Source organism: Bacillus mycoides (genome assembly GCF_018742245.1).
Classification (GTDB): domain Bacteria; phylum Bacillota; class Bacilli; order Bacillales; family Bacillaceae_G; genus Bacillus_A; species Bacillus_A cereus_U.
Genome location: NZ_CP036132.1, coordinates 4,992,414 through 5,017,977 on the forward strand (window position 1 = coordinate 4,992,414; position 25,564 = coordinate 5,017,977).

Consider the following 25,564-nt stretch of genomic DNA (forward strand, 5'->3'; position numbering starts at 1 on the left):
GACTAATGAGACATCCTTTTCTTTTATTCACCTAATAATGCACGTCGCAATTCTTCACTAGATTCATTCCAAATTGCTTCATTATGCTCTTTTAAGAATGTACCAAGTACTTTTTTAGATGATTCATCCATATGATCAATCATGATGTGACGCTTTAGTGATTTATCCATTTTGTTTACATGCTCTGGAAGTGATTTATATCCGCGTCGAATTTCACGATCAACTGTCATTTCACAAGCAGTTACACCTGCGTAATATGCACCGTTTGGTGTTCTTTCAATCGTTACCCAAACGAGCCAAAATGGTTTTCCGTTTGGAACTTCATCTTTATTTGTTAAAAACTTAATTCCTTTTTCTACTGTACTACGTGCATGCATCGCACCGATATCAACGAACGCAGTTTTCTCTAATACATCAACAAATACAGGAGAAATATTTTCTAGGCTTAATGCCCCAACACCAAATCCACCATGTCCATCTGTGGAGTCATTCTTCACGATATTAAAACCGATTTTTTTCTTTTTCTCTGTCATATGTAAATTCCTCCTCACTTAATAATTATAGGAGCCCGAAAATAGGCGCAATGATACTTTGTAAAAATACTAATACATACGGAATAACTACATTGAAAATAGGCTGAATTGTGTAATTGCTAAGCGGTGTAATAACAAGAATTAATAACGCAATTGATCCATACTTTTCATACTGTGTCATTTTCGCACGAATATTTGCTGGTGCTAAATCTTCCACAACGCGATACCCATCAAGTGGTGGAATCGGTAATAAGTTAAATACAAGTAAAACAATATTAAGCCCAATGAAAATTTGGAAGAACTGACTTAACGTATCTGCTACTGCAGGTGGAACCGCATCTAACACACCAAACGTTATTAAGCTATACCAAATAATTAAACCAATTGCACTTAAAATAAGATTACTTATCGGTCCCGCAATAGAAACTAATATTCCCGCAAGACGCGGTCTTTTAAAGTTATACGGGTTAACAGGCACTGGTCTTGCCCAACCGAATCCAAGAATTAATACAGCAATCATCCCGATAGGATCTAAATGAGCCATCGGTGATAACGTTAACCGTCCTTGTTTCTTTGCTGTATCGTCTCCAAATTTATATGCAACATACGCATGTGCAAATTCATGCACAGATAGCGCAATAATAATCGCCATTGCTACCAATGGAATTTGGTGCAACGGATATCTAAATAACTGATCCATAGTTCATCTCCTCTTCAATATGTCCAAAAAAGAAATTATTTGTTTTTCCGATTGTTCTTCCTCATAATCCGCTATAATAAGAGTGTAACTTACATAAAAGGAGCGATTGTACATGCCATACGTAACAGTGAAAATGCTAGAAGGACGCACAGAAGAACAAAAGAAAGCTCTTGCTGAGAAAGTAACAGCAGCAGTAAGCGAAACAACTGGTGCTCCTGAAGAAAACATCGTTGTTTTCATCGAAGAAATGTCTAAAAACCATTATGCAGTTGGCGGAAAACGCTTAAGCGACAAATAATTTCAAGTTTTTTCATAAGAAGCAGCTCTTAGCTGCTTCTTATTTCTTTCCTTCTAACAACTCGATAATTCTCTCTTTATATTTTCCTTTTCTTCCATCTTCATAGATTAAATCATGTGGATAGAATAGCTTTTGATCCGTTCGCTTCTTACCTGTAATCGCCTCAACAATATCCGATTCACGCGAAAGCTCTCTAAGTTCCCCGTTCGGCATAAGAAGTAAAATTGGCAGACGCTCTTCTTCTTCTCCTGCGCGGTAAAAGTCATACGGTAAATCCGATGTTGAATCAACAACTAAATAATACTCTGGATCTAGTCCAATCTTTTTAAATAAGCTACTTAATTCCATCCAATTATCTAAACCGTGTTTATCTGTAAACTCTACATATTTAAATAGATTTCGATTCATAAAACGGCGACATAAGTCACTTAAAATTGGATCTTCTTCGTCTTGCCATACTTGGAAGTAATAATACATTACGTTCTCGTCTAGCTTTAAATAGTCCTCTACTGTTACTTCTTCTTCAAATAAAGAATAGAAATGAACAGGATGATATTTAAACGCATAATACTTCTCATGCAGTGATTTAGCTCGGTGTAAAATCTTCGTTAAAATTACTTCTGCACTACGTGTTACTGGATGGAAATATACTTGCCAATACATTTGATAACGACTCATAATATAATGTTCTACAGCATGCATACCACTATTTTTAATGACAACTTGATTACCATACGGGCGCATGACACGCAGTATACGTTCCATATCAAAGTTCCCATACTTTACACCAGTAAAATATGCATCTCTTAATAAATAATCCATACGATCAGCATCAATTTGGCTTGAAATCATACTAATCGCTAATTTATTAGTAGATGTTTTCGCAATTACATCTGCTACCTTTTGAGGGAAATCTTTATCCACACGGCTTAATACACGATTAATTTCCGTATCACCAACGATAATCTTTTGCGTAAATTTCTCATGATCTAACGAAAATACTTTTTCAAACGAATGAGAAAATGGGCCGTGACCAACATCATGAAGTAATGAAGCACATAAACATAACAATCTATCTTCAGCATTCCAATTTGGTCTGCCATCAAACACATCATCAATCATACGACGAATAATTTCATATACACCTAACGAATGAGTAAAGCGACTATGCTCTGCACCGTGAAATGTAAAAAATGTCGTTCCAAGCTGCTTAATACGGCGCAAGCGTTGAAATTCTTTCGTTCCGATTAAATCCCAAATAACGCGATCACGCACGTGCACATATTTATGTACTGGGTCTTTAAACACTTTTGTTTCGCTGAGTTTGTCGTTTAAATATACCACTTTCCGACATCCCCCTTTCTTTACTGCATTCTTACTATATATTATAAACGATATAGGAAACAGAAAGAAATGAAAGACTATATTAATTCCTGTTATATAAAGAAAAATCACTTTTACCGACGTAAAAGTGATTTTTCTTTATATATTATTTTCCTAAAACAAATTCAGCAACTTCGTCTAGGATCATTTCTTTACCTAGTGGGAAGTATCCTTTGTTTAGGTCTTCATTGCTAATTGTGAATACGTGATTATTTTTAACAGCGTTCATGTTTTTCCAAATTGATTCTTCTTGGAATTCTTTTAGACGCTGAGAACCGTCACCAGTTGTAAATACGAATAAGTAATCTGGGTTGTAATCGATTAAAGCTTCTTTTTGTACTTGTACTAGCGGTTTATCAGTTGGTGTACCTTTAACTGCTGGTAATTTTAAGTCATTAAAGATTACGCTACCGTAACCGTAGTCACCGTATACGCGGAAAGCATTTGGATATGCAGCCATTTTCATGAATGTTGCATCACCAGTTTTAGCGATGATTTTGTCATGTAATTTGCTTGCTTTTTCATCATACTGTTTGAACCATTCTTTTGTTTCTTTCTCTTTACCGAAGATTTGACCTACTTCTTCGAATTTTGGACGCCATTGGTCTAATGGAGTTTTTAACATAACTGTTGGTGCAATTTTAGATAATTGATCATAAATCTTTTCTTGACGATTGTTTACAAGAATTAAGTCTGGTTTTGCAGCAGCTACTGCCTCGATATTAATTTTATCGCCCCAAGCAGAACCTACTGGTTTCACACCTTCTAATTTCTTTGCAATATGTCCATCAATTTTTTCTTGTGTTGTATTTGCAGTAATAATCGGTTTCATGCCGAAAATTAATAATTCTTCTGTTGAACCACTAAGGTCAGCAATTTTCTTTGGATTTGCAGGGATTTTAATTTCCCCTTTTGCGTGTTGTACAGTGCGCTCTTCAACCTTCGCATCTGCTTTCTTTTCTTCTTCTTTGTTAGAACAAGCTGCAAATAGTACAGAAGTAACAACTAGTACCATTGTTAATAGTGCCATTTTAAAATTCTTCATATTCCCACTCCTTCTAGCTGTATTTCTCTTATAATTTGCATGTAACTATAAGAAACGAAAACAACATTTAATTAATATATTTTTATTAATTGTTGTTTATAGCCCGTTCTAACGGGCGTTCAACTTCCCATCCATGGGTAAGAAGTTCAACGTCCATTAGAACTCCCCCTCTCACCTCTTTAAGAGGGGGACATTCTATTAATTATGCTTTTTTACGCAATTGATTATTAATCATCGCTAAATCGTATGTTAAACAAATTGGTTTACAGTTTACTGGACATGGAACGATTTGAGCTTCAATCTCAAATACATTTCGAAGCGTTTCACTTGTCATAACCTCATCTGGCGTTCCTTGTTTCATTAACTTCCCAGCTTTTAATGCAATCATATGATCAGAGAAACGAGAAGCATGATTTAAATCATGAATAACCATAACAATCGTTCTTCCTTCTTCTTTGTTTAACTTCTTCAGTAAGTTTAATACTTCAAGTTGATGAGCCATATCTAAGTATGTTGTTGGTTCATCTAACACGAGTAAATCTGTTCCTTGTGCAAGAGCCATCGCAATCCATACACGTTGACGCTGACCACCTGATAAAGCTTCTGCTGGACGATTTGCGAATTCTGTCATCCCCGTCACTTCAAGTGCCCAATGAATGTAGCGATAATCCTCTTCTTTCAATGTTCCAAATCCTTTTTGATGAGGAAAACGTCCATATGAAACAAGTTCAAACACAGTAAGGCCTGTTGGCACTTCTGCAGTTTGTGGTAAAATCGCCATTTTCTTTGCGATTTCTTTCGTTGGCTGTTTCTCAATTGCTTTTCCATCAAGATAAACAGTACCTCGTTTTGCTTTCAAAATACGAGAAGCCGTTTTTAATAATGTAGATTTCCCACAACCATTTGGTCCAATAATCGTTGTAATTTGCCCTTCCGGAATTTCAACTGTTAATCCATCTATAATTAACCCTTCATTATAGCCAACAGATACCGCATCAACTGCTAAAGTTGCCATACAAAAAGCCTCCCTTTATTTTGTCCTCATAAGTAAATATATGAAATATGGTGCGCCAATTACAGAAATAACAAGACCGACCGGTATTTCTGAAGTTGGTAACACACTTCTTGAGATTACATCTGCAAATAAAAGCAAGAACGTTCCTATTAATGCAGCCGTTGGTAACATAATTTGATGTTTACCACCAACGAGGCTTCTCGCTAAATGCGGAGCCATTAAACCGATAAAACCGATTCCGCCCGCAACAGCAACAGATGCACCAGCTAAACAAACTGCAATAAATAATAATTTACGTCTTTCTTTTTCTACGTTTACACCAAGGCCAACTGCTGTAGAGTCGCCTAAATTCATTACATTTAATATGTGCGCTTTACTAATGGCAAGTGGTAAGAAAATAACCATCCATGGGAGTACACTTAATACGAACTTCCAATCTGTTCCCCATAAACTTCCTGCCAACCAAATTGTTGCAAAGCGGAAATCATTAGATGTCATCTTCATAGAAAAAATTAAACTAACAGCACCAAATCCGGCTGCAACAGCGATACCAACAAGAATCAATCGAGTGGATGAAACACCGTCTTTCCATGCTAGTAAATAAATAATAATCGCCGCTAATATCGCTCCCACTAGTGCGAAGAATGGAAGGATAAATACAGATAAAAATGTACCAGTTCCAACTTTCCCAAAGAAAAAGTAGACGAATACAACAACTGTTAATCCCGCTCCGGCGTTAATACCTATAATACCTGGATCAGCAAGTGGGTTTCGTGATAACCCTTGCAAAATTGCACCTGACATAGCTAACGCAGAACCAACTAATATAGCTATAACCATACGTGGCATACGAAATTCAAATAAAATAACAGATTGATCTTCTGCACCTAATCCAACCAATGACTTTAATACATCTATTGGAGGTATTTTAAATGTTCCTGTATTTAAACTTATTAAAAATATAGCAACGATTAATCCTACTAAAATCGTTAAAATAGAAACGTTCTTTTTTGTTAAGACGCTCGTCCTCACATTTTTCCTCTCCCTTCGTTACGTGCTAAGTAGAGGAAGAATGGCACCCCAATTAGCGCTGTAATTGCTCCAATTGGCGTTTCAAATGGTGGATTAATAACGCGAGATAACATATCTGCACATTCAATTAACAATCCACCTAAGACTGCAGAACATGGAATAACCCATCTATAGTCTGAGCCTACAAGGAAACGAGTCATATGCGGAATTACAAGTCCAACGAATCCAACCGATCCTGCCATAGAAACCGCAGAACCTGTTAATACAAGAACAAGTACTGTTCCGATAAATTTAATTAATGTCGTATTTTGACCAAGTCCAATCGCAATTTCTTCACCAAAGCTTAAAATTGTGATATATCTCGACATCATAATTGCTATAACGAGACAAACAAGACCAATCGGTACTAACATATTAATACTTTGCCATTTCACTCCGGCAACACCGCCTGCATTCCACATACTTACCTCTTGGGCAAGGTTGAAATACAATGCAATTCCAGATGAAATTGCCCCTAATAAAGCACTAATTGCTGCACCAGCTAAAGCTAATTTCACAGGCGTTAATCCACCTGGTGAAGAAGACCCAATACCATATACAATGCTCGCTCCAAACGCAGCTCCAATAAAAGATGCGATAACGAACATTAAATAAGGTGAATTAGGGAAGAATGCATACATAATTGCAATCCCGAATACTGCACCATCTGTAATCCCCATTAACGATGGGGATGCAAGTGGATTTCGTGTCATACCTTGCATAATTGCTCCTGATACCGCTAAAAAGGCACCTGCAACTACGCCCCCTATTGCTCTAGGCATACGAAGTTCTTGAATTACGTTATGATGCGTTATAGACCCATCAAACTGAAATACAGCTTGCCAAACGGTCTTTAAACTAATATCTGCTGCACCAAACGAAATAGAAACTGCCATGCTTAAAGCTAACAAAATTGTGCCTGCTATTAAAATAATAGAAGCAACGAGCGGTCTGCTCTTAATCTCTTTAACATTCACATCTTGCTGTTCTATACTCCTTGCGCTCGCTTCCATCCCTCAACCATCCTAACCAACAACATATATTTAATAAAATGAAATTTATTCTCAAATAATAATAAAAAAATTAGGTGAATTGATACTCTCATGATAATGATTCTCAGAATCAGATACTTTCTATTCTACCTACCACGTCAAAAGACTGTCAACCATTATTTTGAAATACGAATTCATACAAAGCGCTATCTTATGGACATAAAAAAAGAAGAGTAATCTGTTCACTCTTCTTTTTCTTACTTATTTAACTTTGCTTCAATTTTTACAATTAATTCGTCTTCTGTTGGAGCCGCAACTGGACGATTATTTACAAACGCGAATGATTTTTTACGACCAGGGCCACAGTAAGACTGACATGCAACCTCAATCGTTGCACATGAATCTACTTTTTTTAACTTCGGAATCAACGTTTTAACGTTCGTTGCCTGACAATCATCACACACACGAAATTCGTTTCCCATTATATATAACACTTCCTCTATTTTACACTTTTCACAAGTACATTTAAAAATAAACACTAAATGGTATTTTACCGCTCTTTGAAGCTTGTTGCAAGTCTCCGGGCGTAGCTCTATTCCTATATAAGGCTACCTATTATTTATATTTTCCCCTTCAAAAGCTTCCATCATTCATAGCCATATTTCTTCTCTTCATTGAAATCTACCATATTTTTAAAAGCTTTGTATAAAAGCTCACTTTTTTGCCCATTATAAAAATAGGAAGTTCATAAAAAGAAAGGGAGTTGAATCTATGAAAGTAAGACAAGATGCTTGGACAGACGAGGACGATTTATTACTTGCTGAAACGGTGCTTCGCCATGTTCGAGAAGGAAGTACTCAGTTAAATGCATTTGAAGAAGTAGGAGATCAGTTAAATCGTACATCTGCTGCTTGTGGTTTCCGCTGGAATGCTGTTGTTCGCTATAGCTATGAACAAGCTCTTCAACTAGCAAAAAAACATCGTAAAGATAAAATGCGTGCTGCGGGCGGTGAACAGGCAAAAAAACGTTTGCTTTATACACCACCAGCTTCAGCGGCGATAACTGATTATGAAGAACACGTACCGTATGAAACAGCTGTTCAATATACAGAAGCTATTCCATATCAAGAACCGACTGTTCCTGCTTCAAAAAACTCAATAACAATGCAAGATGTTATTTACTTTTTACAAACAGTTGGATCTTCAAATATAAAAGTAACAGCTCTTGAAAACGAGAATACGAGATTGAAGCAAGAAATTAAAGCGCAGATCTTGCGAAATGAAGAACTAGAAAAGAAACTAGAAAAATTAGAACAGCAATCTCATACTGTACAAGAGGATTACGAAACACTTATGAATATTATGAACCGTGCTCGTAAATTAGCAGTAATGGATGATGAGGAACGCTCACAAACATCTTTCCGCATGGATCGAAACGGTAACTTAGAAAAAATTGCAGAATAAAAAGGATGCATGCAATGCATCCTTTTTATTCTTTCACTTCAAAATCCCCTTTATATCCGAGAAAACCCCTTTCTTCATTTTTTGCTATAATAGAGGTTGTCATTTTATAAATAAGGGGTTAGTTATATGAGCAATTCCCGTTCGATTTTATCTCAGCCAGAGTGGCGTATTGTGGACCAGTCTAGTTTAGGACCAACATTCCATGCACTGCAGTCATTCGCAATGGATGACACGTTATGCACAAGTATTGGAGATGGTCTATCCGTTGCAACAATGCGCTCTTGGGTTCATCACAATACAATTGTTCTTGGCATTCAAGATTCACGCCTACCACATTTAGAAGAAGGTATTTCCTTTTTAAAAGAAAACGACTTTAATGTTATCGTTCGTAATTCCGGTGGACTTGCGGTCGTACTTGATGAAGGTGTTTTAAACGTATCACTTTTATTCCAAGAAACAGAAAAAGGTATCGACATCGACCTTGGATACGATACGATGTGGCATTTAATTAAGGAAATGTTAAAAGATTACGATGTTACTATCGAGGCAAAAGAAATTGTTGGTTCTTATTGTCCTGGTAGCTATGATTTGAGCATTCGCGATCAAAAATTTGCTGGTATTTCTCAGCGTCGTATTCGCGGAGGCGTTGCTGTACAAATTTACTTATGTGCGACAGGAAGCGGATCTGAGCGTGCCGCACTCGTTCGTGACTTTTACAACGTAGCAATTCAAGGCGAAGAAACACGATTTACGTATCCTGAAATTGTGCCGAGTACGATGGCTTCACTATCTGAATTACTTGGCGAAACAATTACAGTGCAAGATTTAATGATGCGCCTTTTAAAAACGTTGCAACAATTCGCTCCAAAGTTAACACCATCTCAATTAACAATAGATGAAATTCCTTTATATGAGACGAATTTACAACGTATTATTGACCGTAATAATAAGGCACTTGGTTTAGAAAAATAAAAAAGACCACCCTCATTTCAAGAGAAATAGGGTGGTCTTTTTTCATATTAATTCATTATAGAATTAAAGTGCTTGAGCTGCTGTAATTAAAGCTAACTTGTACACTTCTTCCTCGTTACATCCACGAGATAGATCATTTACAGGCATGTTTAAACCTTGTAAGATTGGTCCTACTGCTTCGAAGTTACCTAAGCGTTGAGCGATTTTGTAGCCGATATTACCAGCTTCTAGGCTTGGGAATACGAATACGTTAGCATCACCTTTAATTGTAGAACCTGGAGCTTTCTTCTCAGCTACAGATGGTACGAATGCAGCATCGAATTGGAATTCTCCATCTAAAGCTAATTCAGGAGCCATTTCTTTTGCAATGCGAGTTGCTTCTACAACTTTTTCTGTTTCTGGAGATTTCGCAGAACCTTTTGTAGAGAAGCTTAACATAGCAACGCGTGGGTCAATACCGAATAGTTCAGCAGTTTTCGCACTTTCGATACCAATTTCAGCTAAATCTTGGCTGTTTGGTGCAATGTTAATTGCGCAATCAGCGAATACATACTTCTCTTCTTCACGTACCATGATGAATACGCCTGAAGTTTTTGTAACGCCTGGTTTTGTTTTAATAATTTGAAGTGCTGGACGAACTGTATCAGCTGTAGAGTGAGCTGCACCACTTACTAAACCTTGTGCTTTGCCCATGTATACAAGCATTGTACCGAAGTAGTTTTCGTCTTTAAGGATTTTACGAGCGTCTTCTTCCGTTGCTTTACCTTTACGGCGTTCAACGAAAGATGCTACCATTGCATCCATCTCTTCGTATGTAGCTGGATCGTAAATATCAACGCCTGCTAATGTTAAGTTCATGCTAGCAGCTTTTGCGCTAATTTCTTCTTTATTACCAACTAAAATCGGTTTTACTAACTCTTCTTTTGCTAAACGCTCTGCAGCGCCTAAAATTCTTTCATCAGTTCCTTCAGGAAGTACGATAGAAATGCCTTTTCCTTGAACTTTTTCTTTTACTGCTGTAAATAAATTGCTCACGAATAAACCCTCCTACAAATGTTAAAAACTCTACCTTTAAGAATACTTCTTTTCAGCTATATTTTAAACTTATAGCTCCCAAAAAATAGATAAAATGAAAATGATTATATTTTCATAAAATTCAGCCGGAAAATAAAGCCTACTTAAACCTTATTTTCTCCCGTTTTCCAGTAAATATAAATGTGACAGTTTTATGCACCGAAACTTTATGTAGATGTTTTTAATCCTATATATGCTATAGTTAACGTGTAAAATATCATTAACTGAGGTGAATAGAATGAGTGAAGCAACAACAACGTTAGATGGCTGGTATTGTTTACATGATTTACGTTCTATTGATTGGGCAGCATGGAAAACATTATCTAGTGACGAACGCGGACAAGCAGTGTCTGAATTTTTAAATGTCGTTGAAAAATGGAACGAAGTAGCTACTGCAAAAAAAGGCAGTCATGCAATGTATACAGTTGTTGGTCAAAAAGCAGATATTATGCTTATGATCTTACGTCCAACAATGGAAGAGTTAAATGAAATCGAAACAGAATTAAATAAAACAACATTAGCTGAATATTTAGTTCCTGCATATTCTTACGTATCTGTTGTTGAACTAAGCAACTATCTTCCAGCTGATGAAGACCCATACCAAAACCCACAAGTCTTAGCTCGCTTATATCCTGAGTTACCGAAAGCAAATCACATTTGCTTCTATCCAATGGATAAGCGTCGCCAAGGTAATGATAACTGGTATATGCTTCCTATGGATGAACGTAAGAAACTTATGTACAGTCATAGCAAAATCGGTCGCCAGTACGCAGGTAAAGTGCGCCAAGTTATTTCAGGATCAGTTGGATTTGACGATTTTGAGTGGGGCGTAACATTATTTGCTGATGATGTTCTTCAATTTAAGAAACTTATATATGAAATGCGCTTCGATGAAGTAAGTGCTCGCTACGGTGAATTTGGAACATTCTTTGTCGGAAACATTTTACCAAGCGAAAAAGTAACAACATTTTTAGACATATAATATAAAAAAGGAACGAAATTCGTTCCTTTTTTTATTACCCTCTACATTTACCTGCAAAAACCTTCTTTTCTCTGCAAATTTGAACAAAAATCGACAAATTCTTTTCAAATTTCTTGTAAGATTGTAACCTCTTCACATCCAAATTTATGCTAAAATGGTACGAGCTATATGCTAATAACGATGCGAAGGTGATAATGTATATGAAGAAAATCTTGTCTATTTCACTATTGTTTCTATTGTCATTTTCTTCCTTAGGAGTAACAACATCCCATGCGGAAGAAAAAATACATATAGAGGCAGCTGCTGCACTTCTATTTGATGCAGATACAGGAAAAATACTGCATGAACAAAATCCAGATGAACTACTAGCTATCGCTAGTATGTCAAAATTAATTGTTGTTTATGCCGTATTAGAAGCAATTAAAGAAGGAAAAATCACTTGGGATACGAAAGTAAACATTTCTGATTACGCTTATGAAGTTTCACGTAATAATGAATTCTCTAACGTACCGTTCGAAAAGGGACGCCAATATACTGTAAGAGAATTATATCATTCTATCGTTATCTTCTCTGCGAATGGATCTAGTATTGCTTTAGCAGAATTACTTGCAGGAAGTGAAAAGAACTTCTTAAATCTTGCAAATGAACATGCGAAAAAACTAGGGTTAAAGAAATATAAATTTGTAAACGCTACAGGGTTAAACAACACTGATTTAAAAGGAAAACACCCTGAAGGAACTGATCCGAATGGAGAAAACTCCATGTCAGCTCGCGATATGGGTATTCTTTCAAAAACAATTATTACAAAGTATCCAGAAATGCTAGAGGATACAAAACAAAGATTTAGAAACTTCCCAGATAATCATCCGAAACCAATTCGTATGGAAAATTGGAACTGGATGTTACCAGGTGCTGCTTTCTCTTATGAAGGAGCTGATGGTTTAAAAACAGGAAGTTCTGATACCGCTGGATACGGATTCACTATTACAGCAAAACGCGGTGATTTACGTCTTATTTCTGTTATTATTAAAACAAAATCAATGGACGAACGTTTCACAGAATCTCGCGCATTAATTGAATATGGGTTTAATAACTTCGAAAAACAGAAATTAAAAGTAGATAAAAATAACAAAATTTCTGTAGTAAAAGGAAAAGAAGACTACGTAACAGTTGCACCAGAAAAAGAAGTAACAGTAGTTACTGCAAAAGGTAACAAAGCACCTTACAAAATTTCAGCTGAAGCCGATAAATCACTTGCTGAAGATGGGCATTTAATTGCCCCTATTAAGAAAGATGCAAAAGTAGGTTCAATCGTTTTAGAATCAACTGATAAATACGGTTTCTTAGACGGAAATAAAAGTATGAAAGTTACTGTAAAAACGACTGAAGAAGTAGAAAAAGCAAATTGGTTCGTATTAACAATGCGTTCAATTGGCGATTTCTTCTCAAACTTATGGTCTAAAGTATTTTAATGATGAAAAGCTAGCTCATGCTAGCTTTTTTTATTTTCCCCCCTAGATGTAAAACTTCGTTTGGTTGTCATATCTGCGTCCTTTTTCTCATACGTATGAACTAGTAATTGTTCCACACTTCATCTAGAAATGAACCTCTTTCTACAAGGCATTCCAAAAAGAGAGGTGACACATAATGGGTGTTATCGCGTATAACGAAGAAGATGTTAAGTTATTAGCTAGACTGATGCGTGCCGAAGCCGAAGGAGAAGGCCAACAAGGGATGCTAATGGTCGGAAACGTTGGGGTAAATCGTGTCCGCGGAAATTGTTTAGATTTTAAAAAAATACGTAATTTACGTCAAATGGTTTATCAAAATCCTGGTGGTTTTGAGGCAACTCAAAAAGGGTATTTTTATCAACGAGCGAGAGAACAAGATATCGCATTGGCAAGACGGACTATTCAGGGACAACGTTTTTGGCCCGCCAACTTTGCCTTATGGTTCTTTAGACCTGAAGGCCCTTGCCCACCGACTTGGTATGACCAACAAAATTCTGGTCGCTTTAAAAAGCACTGCTTCTTCCAACCATCTGGTGGAGATTGTCCAGGCGTATATTAAGGAATGAAAATGGGGAGGGATTTTTGAATGGCACAGCAACAAAACCCGTACTACGGAACAGGTTTTTATCAACCATCTGGAACTTATGTACAACCGCAACAAATGACCCCACAACAACAGCAACAGCAACAACAACAGCAAGCGATGCAACAACAAGCCACTCAGGCTCAACTTGCAGTTTCTCAAGGAATGTTACCACTAGAGCAATCGTATATTGAAAACATCCTTCGTTTAAACAAAGGTAAACCAGCTACAGTTGTAATGACTTATGAACGTGGTAGTTCGCTTGGTACACAATCTTATACTGGGATCATCGAGGCAGCTGGTCGTGATCATATCGTAATTAGTGAACCGAAATCTGGAAAGCGCTATTTACTACTAATGATTTACTTAGATTATGTAGAATTCCCAGGGGAAATTACGTATTTACCTAGTCAACAAGCAACTTATGCTCCAAGACCATAAAAAAAAGCTGGCAAATGCCAGCTTTTGTTTTTTATAACCCTTTTACAACTGCAGTTCCGACTAAAATCCACGCCACAATAAACGCTACACCACCAAGAGGTGTAATTGGGCCAAAGAATTTAATACCTGTTGTACTTAATGCATAAAGACTGCCTGAGAACATAATAATCCCAGCTACCATAAGCCAACCCGCAGTGCTTAAAAGTGATGATTGCATTTTGTCCATTAATAGAGCAACTACGAATAAGCCACCTGCATGAAACATTTGATATGTAACGCCCGTCTTCCACACTTCTAACATTTTTGCAGAAATTTTATTTTCTAAACCATGTGCTCCAAAAGCCCCTAATGCAACAGATAGTCCCGCTGCAATACAACCTAGTAAAAAGAAAATTTTCATCTTAATTCCCCTTTTTTACCTTTATCATAAGCAATTTTTACATATAAGCCAAACGATTTTACTTTTAAAAGTCAAATAAAGATTTACCGTTTGCATCCTTTTCTTTTATATATACTTTTTCCCCAGAAACCGGCATAACTGGTTGAACTGTCGTCATAGGCTGAGACCCGATTACTTGTGTTTGAACTTGTGGTTCTCTATACGTAGAAGGCTCCACTTGTTCATCCAATAATAAATCACATAAAGCACGTACAACTAATAAGTGTTCTTTTGATTGTTGTCCTTCACTACTTTTTGCCTTTGCAATTTCATTCGCCATTTTATTTAAAATCTTATCACTAGATACTTGCATTCCTTGTCACCTCTTACTTTGTAGTTCTTTCTCAAATTGCCCCAGTTTCTCCACTGAACCAAATACTATTATCATATCATGTTCTTGCAGTTTTTCCTGCCCCGTTGGATTATGGATAATATCCCCATCCCTTAAAATTGCTAAAATTGTTACATCAAATTGATTCCTCACATTACTCTCTAATAACGATTTACTAGCTAAGATAGAATCTTTACCAACTTGAATTTCTTCAATTACAAATGATTGTTCTATTCCATACAATACTGTATCAATATAATGAACTGTTAACGGATTCGCAATACCTTTTGCGATATGAATACCTGCCATACTAGATGGATTAATAACCTTATTTGCACCAGCGCGCCGTAATTTCTCTTCTGTTTCTGGCTTTTCAGCTCTTGCTACAATTTTAATTGCACCATTAAGCCCTCTTGCCGTTAATGTAATAAATACATTTTCAGCATCGTTGGCTACGATAGCAACTAGGCCCGCTGCCTTCGAAATTCCGGCATTATGTAACACTTGATCTTCAGTTGCATCCCCATGGACATATAAAAGCTTTTCCTGTTCGAATATACTTTCATCTTTATCCACAACTACAAATGGGATTTTCTTTTCCTGTAATTCATGTACAACTTGAAGCCCTACTCTTCCACAACCACATACTATAATATGCTTTTGTAACTGCGCTATTTGTTTATCCATCTTCTTCCTCCGCACTGCATGAAATAAGTTACCCTCAATGATCATAGCTGCTACTACCCCCATTGCATACGTAACGATACCGACGCCGACAGGTATAATAAGGAGCGCAAAAAATTTCCCTGCCTGTGTTACGGGCACTACATCACCATATCCAACCGTTAATACAGTAATCATCGTCATCCAAAATGCTTGAAACAAACTAATTTCTTCAATTGTCATAAATCCTAGCGTCCCCAGAATTACAACAAAGGCCATACATATAACTGCTATCCATAATTGCTTACGTGCATTCATATTATATTTCAACTCTTTTCTCTATCTACAATCTTTGCCAAAGGAAATGAAATACCTATATACTAGAAACGGAATCTATGAAAGAGGTTGATATAATGAAGCTATTTCTTTCTGCCTTACAATGGGCACTATTTATTTTAGCTGGAAGTCTTATTGTACCAATTAGTGTCGCAACTAGTTACGGCCTTGATGGTACTGAAGCTATCGCGTTTGTACAAAGGACATTATTTGTTCTCGGTTTTGCCGGCCTACTGCAAGCTATATTCGGTCACAAACTTCCTATTCAAGAAGGTCCCGCAGGCCTTTGGTGGGGAATTTTCTCCCTATATGCAAGTTTGGGCGTCGTATTATTTGGATCAAGCAATGAAACACTTAAGGTCCTTCAGTACGCTTTCCTACTAAGCGGCATTATTTGTATTATTCTTAGTGTTTTTGGACTTATCGATAAACTAGTTCGCTACTTTACACCTACAGTAATTGGAACGTATTTATTCCTTCTTGTCGCACAACTTAGTGGCTCCTTCTTAAAAGGCATGTTTGGCCTTGATGGACAACATACAGAAGTACAGCCAAAGGTATTTATTCTTTCACTCATTGTTATTTTACTATCTTTTTTCATTATGAAGCTACCTATTATTGGACAATATTCCGTTCTTTTCAGTATCGTCTGCGGCTGGATATTATTCGCGTGCTTCGGGTTATCTAATCCAGTAACACCTGTGACAGATATAATTCGTCTTCCATCTCTATTTGTTTTCGGAATGCCCCGCATTGAATGGAACATGGCAATTACGGTAGTTTTCGTCACACTATTACTTCTAACAAATATGTTAGCAAGTATTCGCGTTGTACAAAAGGTTGTTTCTAAGTATGAAGAAGATGCTGCGGAGAATCGCTTCAAACAAGCTGGCATTATAACAGGAATAAATCAATTGCTAGGCGGTCTATTTTCAGCCATTGGTCCTGTTGCCATTTCTGGATCCGCAGGATTTATTGCAACGACAAATATTTATAAGCGCCTTCCATTTATGTTAGGGTCAAGCTTTATCATTCTTGTTAGTATATTCCCAAAGATTACTTCATTCTTTGCAGCAATCCCCGTTGCAGTTGGGTATGCCGCAATTTATCCTGTATTTGCAAGCATGATTGGTCTCGCTTTCCGCGAATATGACACTGTACAAAATAAAGAACAATTATTTAAAGTAGCAGGTCTTTCAATCTTTACGGGAATCGGAGTTATGTTCGTTCCAGCTGGAGCATTTTCTACGCTGCCGCCATTTTTAGCATCATTTTTAAGTAACGGTCTCATTCTTGGATCTGTAATGGCTATTTTGCTCGAAATACTATTTTCTCGTTCGCACGAAAAACAACTATCGTAAATTGGAAAACTTCCATTATTGCACTCTACCTTTAGAGTTGTTACGATAATGATAAAGTGAAACTTTAATCAGTGGGGGTTTTGTTCACCCCCCACTGATTATTAGCCCACACCAATCGGGCATTTACGGGCAGCCCGACTCCCACCTAACTTCTTTACTTCAGCTGAATTTTGAGGTGGGAGTCTTACTGCCCGCAAATAGCGGGATAGATTGTCATGGGCAACACGCTCATGATAATTTATACTAACAATGCAGAACTTCTCCTAATTTCATGTAAAGAGGTTCGATGTCTTACTATATATTCCCCAATATTTTCATAAAAATTTATTTCTATTCCAACAAAGAAAGGAATTTTCTATATGACTTATAAAATGATTGTTTTAGATTTAGATGATACTTTATTACGCGATGACCATACCATTTCACCTCGTACGAAAGAGGCTTTAATGACAGCACAAGAGCAAGGAGTTAAAGTTGTACTTGCTTCTGGGCGCCCAACATTCGCAATGCGTGCGATTGCAAAGGAATTACATTTAGCGGAATATGGAAGCTTTATTCTTTCATTTAACGGTGCAAAAATCATTAACTGCACAACGGATGAAGAATTATTCAGCAGTACATTATCTCCTGAAATCGTTCACAGTTTATATGATATTAGTAAAGAAGAAAATGTATGGATTCATACATACATTGGTGACGATATTATAACTGAAGAAAATAACTCTTATACCGAAATTGAAGGTCAAATTACTGGTATGCCAATCGTAGAGGTAAATAACCTTAAAGATGCTGTACAACAACCAGTTGTAAAAGTTCTAATGGTAGAAAAGCCAGAACACTTACAAGTGGTAGAAACAAAACTACAAAAACAACTAGAAGGCCAATTAAGCGTTATGCGCTCTAAACCATTCTTCTTAGAATTTACTGAATATGGTGTTACAAAAGGAACGAGCTTAAACCAATTAATCCAAAAACTTGGTATTAAACGCGAAGAAGTTATCGCAATGGGCGATAGCTATAACGATCAAGCGATGATTGAATTTGCCGGTCTTGGCGTTGCGATGGGCAATGCACCAGATGATATTAAAGAAATCGCAAACTATGTGACAGATACAAATATGAACGATGGTGTTGCTAAAGTTGTAGAGAAATTTGTACTAAAAAGCGAAGCGCTTGTTTAATATTTTCATTCATAAAACCTATTTGAAGTCAAATACTTCAAATAGGTTTTTATTTAAATTACATTGCTTTTGTGACTATATTTTGAACTTTGCACTATTCTCGTAGTGTAAAGTTTCTTTTTGTATATAATGAAACAAAATAGACTATTTTATTTTGAAAAAGAATACAAATTTACTATATACAAGCATACGTTAAAGGAGGCTATTTCATGTTATCTACACCGATCGGACGATTAAGAGCAATCGGCTTAGTTGAGGGTATTTCTTTCCTATTACTATTATTTGTAGCAATGCCGTTAAAATATTTTGCAGGGTTTGCAACAGCTGTTAAAATTACAGGTATGGCTCATGGCGTTTTATTCGTACTATTCATCTTTGCGGTAATTCAAGTAACAATCGTACACCGTAAAACAATTTTATGGGCACTTGGTGCACTTGTTGCATCAGTTATCCCATTTGGTACGTTTGTACTAGATGCAAAACTAAAAAATGAACAGTAATAGTAAAAAGGTAGTTAACAATTGTTAGCTACCTTTTTTGCGTTTATATATTCGGAATTTGCCAATCGATTTCTTTTTCATCCATGTTAGATAAAATCTCATTTACTTTAGAGTACGGCTTACTTCCAAAGAAGCCACGTCTTGCTGATAATGGACTTGGATGTACGGACTCGATAATATAGTGATGTGTATTCGTAATTAACTTCTTCTTCGCCTGTGCATGACGTCCCCACAATATGAAAATAACTGGTTTTTCACGTTTATTTAATAACTCGATTACGCGATCTGTGAAATGCTCCCATCCTTTTCCTTTATGAGAATTTGCTTCAGCTTGACGAACCGTCAATACCGCGTTTAATAATAAAACTCCTTGCTCCGCCCATTTTACTAAATAACCGTTATTCGGAATTTCATAACCATATTCATCTCGAAGTTCTTTATACATATTTAACAATGACGGCGGCGTTTTAATGCCAGGTTGTACAGAAAAGCTTAGGCCATGCGCTTGATTCGGTCCATGATATGGGTCTTGTCCTAAAATAACGACCTTTGTATTTTCATAACTTGTATACTGAAGAGCGTTAAAAATATCTTCTTTCTTTGGATAAATCACATGCTCCTCATACTCTTCTTTTAAAAAGTTAGCTAAAGCTTGATAGTATTCTTTCTCAAATTCCGGCCCCAGTAATGGTCCCCAATCATTCTGCAAAATGTTTTCCATTCCTTCACTTCCTATCCAATTAATTCACCATATCCTGCCTTGTAAATACTACAAATGAAATGATAAGAGATACTACTGCCCAAACCGTTAAATTCATTAAAGAAAATCCCATTGATAATCCTTGCAATGCAGGCAGTTTTCCTGATAAATAATCCGTTAACGATAAGTTGACACTAAAAATGTATTTCGCACCTTCCCAAGACGTTGCGAACGAACTTAAAATGCCCCCTGCGATTAACGCAGCTAACATAACGCCCATTCCAGCTGGTGTATTTCGAATTAAAACAGAAACCATAAATGATATAGTTCCAACCACAATGGCAACAAACCAAGCTAATCCGTACGCCATTAAAATGTATTGCCACTGCGGAATAAGATGGACAAAGTTCGTATTCAATGTCTCCTTATCAATGACGAATCCTGTTAAAACAGGTAAGTTCCATCCAGAGTATCCAAATACAATCCCTGATAATGCGTAAGCAAACACACCGACAAGAAGCAATATCAGCGAAATGAAAAATAACATCGTCACATATTTACTAAGGAGTATTTTCCAGCGCCGAATTGGCCTCGTCAGAAGCATTTTCATCGTACCATCGCTTCGTTCTCCTGAAACAATATCAATGGCAACAATCATAACGAGCAATGGAATAAATAACGTTATTCCTTGTTCAATAAACGCCCTCACAAATGTTGGTGCCCCTGGCGCAGTCGGATTAATATCATGATCTAAATAATATTGTTGCTGTTCCACTCTTACTTTTAGCCAATCACGCCATTCTTCTGGCAATCTAGAATTGTTCAAGCGGTTTTGGGAATCAACAATTTGTTGCTGTAATGATACTTTCCAATCGGTCGTACCAAGCCTTTTTTGCGTTGTTTCTATTTCACGATACTGAGCATACACAAAAAGCGGAATCAAGATTGCTAAAATAAGCATGACAACAACAATCCGTTTCTTACGATAAATCTTTTCTGATTCATTTAAAACTAGATTCGCAAATTCACGCATGTTGCTCACCCCTTGTGAGTTCAATAAATAAATCTTCTAGCGTAAATACAAGCTCTTTGACGCTATGTACATCTATCTCGTTTTCTACAAAGTGCTTATTCCAAACACTAATAGACGCAACATCCATACGACATAGTAAACGCTCATCTTCTATACTAACTTCCTCTACCTCTTCAGCAGCGTCTAACATGTCTTTCGCTTTGGAAACCGGTGTAACGACCCATTCCACACGATCACTCGCTGTTTTGATCAACTCTTCAATAGGTGCAACTGTTATCATTTTTCCTTTATGAATAATAGCCACACGGTCACATATCATTTGCACTTCACTTAACAAGTGACTCGAAATAAATACACTCATATTTTCTTCTTTTACAAGCTTATGTATAAATTCCCTAAGTTCTCTAATCCCAGCTGGATCTAAACCATTCGTCGGTTCATCTAATATGAGCAATTTCGGATTTCCAAGTAGCGCCTGTGCAATTCCAAGGCGCTGCTTCATACCAAGGGAATATGTTTTTACCTTATCGTGAATACGCTCATCTAAATGAACCATTTTTGCAATTTCAATAATACGTTCATCTGATATATCACCAAGCATGCGCGCAAATTGCTTTAAGTTTTCCCATCCTGTTAAATATGTATAAAGCTCTGGGTTTTCAACGATACTTCCAATTTGACGCATCGCTTCTCTGAAATTTTCCTTAATAGAATAACCACCAATCGAAATAGTGCCTTCTGTCGCTTTAATCAGTCCGACTAACATTCGAATTGTTGTCGTTTTCCCGGCTCCGTTCGGTCCTAAAAAGCCAAACACTTCTCCTTGTTTTACATCAAATGAAATGTCTTCTACAAGTGTCTTCTTTCCAATTACCTTCTTCACGTCTCGTACGGAAAGTATCATCGTCATTTTATCCCTCCTTGTTCTAGTTTTAATTTACTTACGACGTTTTGGACTAATCGCTCTGCCATATATGTGTAGCCGACTTCATTCGGATGAAAATGATCGGAGTATAGTAAATCTTTTCCGCGATTTTGGAATAAATCAAATGTCGGTGTAATATATACATTTTTATCATTTAATGCTAACTTCTCTAAAGAGGCATTCCAATCAACAACAATATTTGATGAACCTCTTAAATCTTCTACATCCTCAAAAGGATTGTATAAACCTAGCCAAAAAATAGGGCTATCTGTATTTAATTTACGAATTTCTTCTATAATTTTCTTTGCCTCATTTTGAAATGTTTCCGTATCAGGACGATACGTCTCTAAATCTATTTTCCCGAGCGATTCCCATCCTGGGAACAAATCATTTCCTCCAATTGTTAAAACAATTACATCTGCTTGCTTAATTGAATATTGAGCTCCGCTGCTTTCAATTTGTTTTAATAAATCGGGCATTTTCGCACCACTAACTGCCAAATTGGTTAGTGCAACTTTTTGTTTATAATCTTTTTGTAAATCTTCTTTCATTCGTCCAATATAGCCAATTCCTTCTTTATCACCAACGCCGCGCGTTAATGAATCACCTAAACTAACTATTTGTAACGTTCCCTTTTTCTTTTTCCCTTTTTCCACTACGCCAGTCTTCGTAATTAATTTTGAAGCTTTCGGATTTAATACATCATTCACACCCGAAACAAAACCGTATGCAAATAAACAGAAAGATGCAATTGTAATGAGTAGAATTACTTTTACTAATTTTGATCTCATATCAAAACCCCTTTTAGCCCCTATAGATTGTCCATAATTATACCAAACGAATTTTCGAAAAGCGATTTTCACACCTTCTCTATTATGTCGTTTCCCTATCTACCAAATTTGGTAATAACTCTACATGTTTCACATCTATTTCCTCATCATTAATCTTTTCATATAATAATTCAAATGCCTTTACACCAACATTTTTACTAGAATGAGAAATCGTCGTAATACCTAATATATCTGCTACCTCTTGATCATCACATCCGATAATCGTAATATCCTCTGGGATACGAATTCCTTGTTTTTTCGCCTCCGTTACCATTCCTGCAGCAATATGATTGCAAGATACAAGAAACGCCGTCGGTTTTACAGACATACTAGCCCATTCCCTGACTACATTGCGCCCATCTTCCACCGTAAAACAGCCTTTAAACTTCCAGGCATCTAACGGTGTTACAACAATCTGTTGAAGTGAATCCTCATACGCCTTTTTTCGCCTCTGGCTATTAATACTATTACTTCTTCCAATGCAATATCCGATACGTGTATGACCAGCATCTATTAAGCTTTTCATCCCGCGCAAAAATACTTTGTAGTAATCAATATGTACACTCGAAATGAAATTCGAATCTATTTCTTCACACATCACAATTGGACCAAACTTCGTATACTCTTCAAGTTTTTCCTTACTATTTGTCCGTGAACATATAATTACTCCATCAAGCTTTTTCATTTTTAACATATGTAAAATTTCAAGCTCTTTTTCTTCGCTATAATTTGTCTGGCAAAGCATCATATTATAATTGTTCTTTGCGGTTTCCTTTGATATCCCCCCAATAATGGCACTGTAATATTGATCATTTACGTGCGGCAATAAAACGCCAATTACATTCGTTTTTCCTTTCACTAAATGAATAGCATTCACATTTTGCGTATAATTTAATTCTTCAATAATCGCTAAAATCTCTTTTCGTTTCTGTTCATTCACATACGGATGATTATTGAGTACACGTGAAACAGTTGAAACAGATACCCCAGCAAGTTCAGCAATCTTTCTTATGTTAGTCATCTCATTTTCCCCTTCTCACAAAAATTCTCCCTTGACCTGGTAAGCTTTCCACAGTATATCCTTTCCTAGCAAATACATTTTGAAAGGATATACAACTATGCTTCGATTCAAACTAGAATATATATTTTTCATTGGCGGTTTACTCATTCTCGCCATCGGTATTAATATGATGACGACAATTACTTCCTTTGGACTTAGCCCTTATGATTCCTTCTTTATTGCACTATATCAAAATTTTGGGATAAGTATTGGTTTTTGGATTTTCATGATTAACTTTGTTTTTACCCTGATCGTACTCTTTTGGGACAAAAAACAAATTACAATCGGCACAATTGTAACGATGATTCTTATTTCCCTTTTTGTTGATTGGGTTGGTTCTATCACGACTATTATGGACGCTATCCGCTCTCTTCCAAAATATATAACACTTATTTGCGGAAATCTATTCGTCGGAGCCGGAATTGGTCTTTACGTCTCTACAAACCTTTGCGCAGCACCTCAAGAGGCTTTTGTTTTAACTGTTGCCGAGAAAAAGAAATGGACATTTAGAAGAACAGAAATTTCATTAGCTTTTTTATTTTTAACATTAAGCTTCTTATTAGATGGGCCAATCTATTTTGGAACAATTATCTTATCCTTTACAACAGGTTGGATTATTCAAGCTTTTATTCAAGTTGGTACGCAGATTTTAAATAGAAAAAACCCTATTAAGCAAGCCGCTTAATAGGGTTTTTCGTTTTATTAGAAGAGATACTACTTAGCATCTCCTTCAATTCGATAGTTTGCTTTCACACAATCTATTTCTTCATACGATTGCAATGTATGTAGAATGTACTCATAATCCGCAAGAGAAGCACGATGCGTTACAATTACGATTTCTGCTTTCCCTTTCTCTTCAAGTGGCATTTGAATAATCTTTTCAAAACTAACACCGCGCTCAGAGAACAATGATGTAATTTTTGCAAATACACCAATTTCGTCTTTCACATGAAGTCTTAAAAACTTTTTCACAATAATTTCATCTGACTCTTTTAGTACCTTTTTATACTGCGGGGATACCGCACTATTTCCGTTTACACCTAGCCTAATATTTTGCATTACAGCAACTAGGTCAGAAACAACAGCTGTCGCTGTCGGTAAGCTTCCTGCTCCCGGACCATAAAACATCGTTTCTCCTACCGCTTCACCATACACATAGACAGCATTATATTCATTTTGCACTGCCGCAAGAGGGTGTGCATTTGGAAGTAAAGTTGGCTCAACTGTAACCTCTAATTTCTCGCCATCTCGCTTTGCAAGACCAATTAATTTAATTGTATAGCCTAAGCTCTTACTATATTCAATATCTTCTGCTGTAATAGAAGTAATTCCTTTTACCTTCACATCTCCAAGCTCTACATTTGTAGAGAAACCGAGAGTAGCCAAAATCGTCATTTTTCTTGCCGCATCTAAACCTTCTACGTCTGATGTTGGATCTGCTTCTGCAAATCCAAGCTGCTGAGCCTCTTTTAACACGTCGTTATATGCTCTCCCTTCGTCTGACATTTTCGTCAAAATAAAATTTGTCGTTCCATTTACAATTCCCATTACTTTCGTAATAAGATCTGAAGAAAGTCCTTCTACGATGCTTCGTAAAATTGGAATCCCTCCAGCTACACTTGCTTCGTAAAATAAATCAGCCTTGTTATCTTTTGCTACCGCTAAGAGTTCCGCTCCGTGTAACGCCATTAAATCTTTATTTGCAGTCACAACGTGCTTCCCGCCTTTTAGAGCTTGTAAAATATATGCTTTCGCATCATCAATGCCGCCCATTACTTCGATGACAACATCAATATTAGGATTATCTAAAATTTCATTCACATCTTGTGTTAATAGAGTAGAAGGTACCTCTACCTCTCTCTCTTTCTCAATATTTTGCACCAACACTTTCGTTACTTTCACTGGACAACCTACTTGGTGTATAAGTCGTTCTTGATGATCTGTAATAATACGAACTACACCACTACCAACTGTCCCAAGACCTAATAACCCAACTTGAATTTCTTTCATAATACTGTCCACCCCTCAAAAATTGTGTTTAGATGCCATTATATAGACAAAAAATCTGAAAAACAATGTATTTTGAACATTCGGAAAAATAAGGGTTAATCTTTACAAATAAAACGCTACCACGTGTTACA

29 protein-coding genes are annotated in these 25,564 nt (G+C 36.6%); 11 read left to right on the top strand and 18 right to left on the bottom strand.

The features are described from left to right. Positions 1-23 precede the first annotated feature (23 nt). Positions 24-533, bottom strand: coding sequence for a YwhD family protein (locus tag EXW56_RS25660; RefSeq protein ID WP_002113108.1), 510 nt, complete (start codon positions 531-533; stop codon positions 24-26). 25 nt (positions 534-558) lie between these two features. After that, positions 559-1,233, bottom strand: coding sequence for a site-2 protease family protein (locus EXW56_RS25665; protein WP_002113109.1), 675 nt, complete (start codon positions 1,231-1,233; stop codon positions 559-561). A 112-nt stretch (positions 1,234-1,345) separates the two neighbouring features. Here EXW56_RS25665 and EXW56_RS25670 point away from each other — a divergent pair, with 112 nt between their 5' ends. Then, positions 1,346-1,531, top strand: coding sequence for a 2-hydroxymuconate tautomerase (locus EXW56_RS25670; protein ID WP_001147171.1), 186 nt, complete (start codon positions 1,346-1,348; stop codon positions 1,529-1,531). 39 nt (positions 1,532-1,570) lie between these two features. Here EXW56_RS25670 and EXW56_RS25675 read toward each other — a convergent pair whose 3' ends face one another. The 6 genes from EXW56_RS25675 to EXW56_RS25700 form a co-directional block, all read right to left on the bottom strand. Continuing rightward, complete coding sequence (locus tag EXW56_RS25675) at positions 1,571-2,875, bottom strand: HD domain-containing protein (RefSeq protein ID WP_002113111.1); 1,305 nt, start codon at positions 2,873-2,875, stop codon at positions 1,571-1,573. Between the two features lie 145 nt (positions 2,876-3,020). Beyond that, positions 3,021-3,959: an ABC transporter substrate-binding protein gene (locus tag EXW56_RS25680; RefSeq protein WP_002198740.1), complete on the bottom strand. Its 939-nt coding sequence runs from the start codon at positions 3,957-3,959 to the stop codon at positions 3,021-3,023. A 202-nt stretch (positions 3,960-4,161) separates the two neighbouring features. Then, positions 4,162-4,974 (bottom strand): ABC transporter ATP-binding protein, encoded by an 813-nt coding sequence (locus EXW56_RS25685; protein WP_000212073.1) that lies wholly within the window; start codon positions 4,972-4,974, stop codon positions 4,162-4,164. A gap of 15 nt (positions 4,975-4,989) precedes the next feature. After that, positions 4,990-6,006, bottom strand: coding sequence for a FecCD family ABC transporter permease (locus EXW56_RS25690; protein ID WP_002159735.1), 1,017 nt, complete (start codon positions 6,004-6,006; stop codon positions 4,990-4,992). After that, complete coding sequence (locus EXW56_RS25695) at positions 6,003-7,058, bottom strand: FecCD family ABC transporter permease (RefSeq protein WP_002113119.1); 1,056 nt, start codon at positions 7,056-7,058, stop codon at positions 6,003-6,005. Before EXW56_RS25695 ends, EXW56_RS25690 begins: the two co-directional genes overlap by 4 nt. A 236-nt stretch (positions 7,059-7,294) precedes the next feature. Then, positions 7,295-7,519, bottom strand: a complete 225-nt coding sequence (locus EXW56_RS25700; protein ID WP_000526075.1) for a YuzB family protein — start codon at positions 7,517-7,519, stop codon at positions 7,295-7,297. Positions 7,520-7,808: 289 nt separating this feature from the next. Here EXW56_RS25700 and EXW56_RS25705 point away from each other — a divergent pair, with 289 nt between their 5' ends. Together EXW56_RS25705 and EXW56_RS25710 are read left to right on the top strand one after the other, a co-directional pair. Beyond that, the gene (locus EXW56_RS25705; protein ID WP_002113121.1) at positions 7,809-8,501 is read left to right on the top strand and encodes an RsfA family transcriptional regulator; all 693 of its coding nucleotides are present in this window, start codon (positions 7,809-7,811) and stop codon (positions 8,499-8,501) included. Positions 8,502-8,627: 126 nt separating this feature from the next. Beyond that, positions 8,628-9,473 (top strand): octanoyl-[GcvH]:protein N-octanoyltransferase, encoded by an 846-nt coding sequence (locus EXW56_RS25710; protein WP_215597102.1) that lies wholly within the window; start codon positions 8,628-8,630, stop codon positions 9,471-9,473. Positions 9,474-9,536: 63 nt separating this feature from the next. Here the strand turns inward: EXW56_RS25710 and pta are convergent, their stop codons facing one another. After that, on the bottom strand, positions 9,537-10,508 hold the full coding sequence (pta, locus tag EXW56_RS25715; RefSeq protein WP_002113123.1) for a phosphate acetyltransferase: 972 nt from the start codon (positions 10,506-10,508) through the stop codon (positions 9,537-9,539). Between the two features lie 277 nt (positions 10,509-10,785). On the opposite strand from pta, the gene hemQ reads away from it, so the two are divergent. From hemQ to gerQ, 4 genes are all read left to right on the top strand, one after another. Continuing rightward, a complete protein-coding gene (hemQ, locus tag EXW56_RS25720) occupies positions 10,786-11,529 on the top strand; it encodes a hydrogen peroxide-dependent heme synthase (protein WP_215597103.1) in 744 nt (247 codons plus the stop codon). Between the two features lie 194 nt (positions 11,530-11,723). Next, a complete protein-coding gene (locus EXW56_RS25725) occupies positions 11,724-13,001 on the top strand; it encodes a serine hydrolase (protein WP_215597104.1) in 1,278 nt (425 codons plus the stop codon). A gap of 175 nt (positions 13,002-13,176) precedes the next feature. Beyond that, positions 13,177-13,599, top strand: coding sequence for a cell wall hydrolase CwlJ (gene cwlJ, locus EXW56_RS25730; protein ID WP_000538158.1), 423 nt, complete (start codon positions 13,177-13,179; stop codon positions 13,597-13,599). A 27-nt stretch (positions 13,600-13,626) separates the two neighbouring features. Then, the gene (gene gerQ, locus EXW56_RS25735) at positions 13,627-14,064 is read left to right on the top strand and encodes a spore coat protein GerQ (protein ID WP_071151665.1); all 438 of its coding nucleotides are present in this window, start codon (positions 13,627-13,629) and stop codon (positions 14,062-14,064) included. Between the two features lie 31 nt (positions 14,065-14,095). Here the strand turns inward: gerQ and EXW56_RS25740 are convergent, their stop codons facing one another. The 3 genes from EXW56_RS25740 to EXW56_RS25750 form a co-directional block, all read right to left on the bottom strand. Beyond that, positions 14,096-14,464, bottom strand: coding sequence for a DUF423 domain-containing protein (locus EXW56_RS25740; protein WP_002016371.1), 369 nt, complete (start codon positions 14,462-14,464; stop codon positions 14,096-14,098). Positions 14,465-14,528: 64 nt separating this feature from the next. Continuing rightward, positions 14,529-14,816 (bottom strand): YwdI family protein, encoded by a 288-nt coding sequence (locus EXW56_RS25745; protein WP_002089830.1) that lies wholly within the window; start codon positions 14,814-14,816, stop codon positions 14,529-14,531. A gap of 6 nt (positions 14,817-14,822) precedes the next feature. After that, positions 14,823-15,815 (bottom strand): potassium channel family protein, encoded by a 993-nt coding sequence (locus EXW56_RS25750; RefSeq protein WP_215597105.1) that lies wholly within the window; start codon positions 15,813-15,815, stop codon positions 14,823-14,825. A 95-nt stretch (positions 15,816-15,910) separates the two neighbouring features. Between EXW56_RS25750 and EXW56_RS25755 the strand changes: the two genes are divergently transcribed. The 3 genes from EXW56_RS25755 to EXW56_RS25765 all read left to right on the top strand — a co-directional run bounded on the left by EXW56_RS25755 (position 15,911) and on the right by EXW56_RS25765 (position 18,875). Beyond that, positions 15,911-17,194: a purine/pyrimidine permease gene (locus EXW56_RS25755; RefSeq protein WP_215597106.1), complete on the top strand. Its 1,284-nt coding sequence runs from the start codon at positions 15,911-15,913 to the stop codon at positions 17,192-17,194. A gap of 359 nt (positions 17,195-17,553) precedes the next feature. Next, positions 17,554-18,375, top strand: coding sequence for a Cof-type HAD-IIB family hydrolase (locus EXW56_RS25760; protein ID WP_215597107.1), 822 nt, complete (start codon positions 17,554-17,556; stop codon positions 18,373-18,375). Positions 18,376-18,584: 209 nt separating this feature from the next. Further along, positions 18,585-18,875, top strand: coding sequence for a DUF3817 domain-containing protein (locus EXW56_RS25765; protein ID WP_002113131.1), 291 nt, complete (start codon positions 18,585-18,587; stop codon positions 18,873-18,875). Positions 18,876-18,918: 43 nt separating this feature from the next. Here EXW56_RS25765 and EXW56_RS25770 read toward each other — a convergent pair whose 3' ends face one another. Genes EXW56_RS25770 through EXW56_RS25790 form a run of 5 tightly spaced genes read right to left on the bottom strand, consistent with a single transcriptional unit; the run spans position 18,919 to position 23,384 of the window. After that, positions 18,919-19,596: a uracil-DNA glycosylase gene (locus EXW56_RS25770; RefSeq protein ID WP_215597108.1), complete on the bottom strand. Its 678-nt coding sequence runs from the start codon at positions 19,594-19,596 to the stop codon at positions 18,919-18,921. Between the two features lie 19 nt (positions 19,597-19,615). Further along, complete coding sequence (locus tag EXW56_RS25775; protein WP_215597109.1) at positions 19,616-20,608, bottom strand: ABC transporter permease; 993 nt, start codon at positions 20,606-20,608, stop codon at positions 19,616-19,618. Beyond that, on the bottom strand, positions 20,601-21,518 hold the full coding sequence (locus EXW56_RS25780) for an ABC transporter ATP-binding protein (RefSeq protein WP_002198728.1): 918 nt from the start codon (positions 21,516-21,518) through the stop codon (positions 20,601-20,603). Before EXW56_RS25780 ends, EXW56_RS25775 begins: the two co-directional genes overlap by 8 nt. Next, positions 21,515-22,396: an SGNH/GDSL hydrolase family protein gene (locus tag EXW56_RS25785; protein WP_215597110.1), complete on the bottom strand. Its 882-nt coding sequence runs from the start codon at positions 22,394-22,396 to the stop codon at positions 21,515-21,517. Before EXW56_RS25785 ends, EXW56_RS25780 begins: the two co-directional genes overlap by 4 nt. 10 nt (positions 22,397-22,406) lie before the next feature. Further along, complete coding sequence (locus EXW56_RS25790) at positions 22,407-23,384, bottom strand: LacI family DNA-binding transcriptional regulator (protein WP_002113139.1); 978 nt, start codon at positions 23,382-23,384, stop codon at positions 22,407-22,409. Between the two features lie 97 nt (positions 23,385-23,481). On the opposite strand from EXW56_RS25790, the gene EXW56_RS25795 reads away from it, so the two are divergent. Beyond that, positions 23,482-24,108 (top strand): YczE/YyaS/YitT family protein, encoded by a 627-nt coding sequence (locus tag EXW56_RS25795; RefSeq protein ID WP_002159723.1) that lies wholly within the window; start codon positions 23,482-23,484, stop codon positions 24,106-24,108. Positions 24,109-24,137: 29 nt separating this feature from the next. Here EXW56_RS25795 and EXW56_RS25800 read toward each other — a convergent pair whose 3' ends face one another. After that, entirely contained in the window at positions 24,138-25,433 is a 1,296-nt protein-coding gene (locus EXW56_RS25800) for a homoserine dehydrogenase (protein ID WP_002113141.1), read from the bottom strand. Positions 25,434-25,564: the final 131 nt, after the last annotated feature.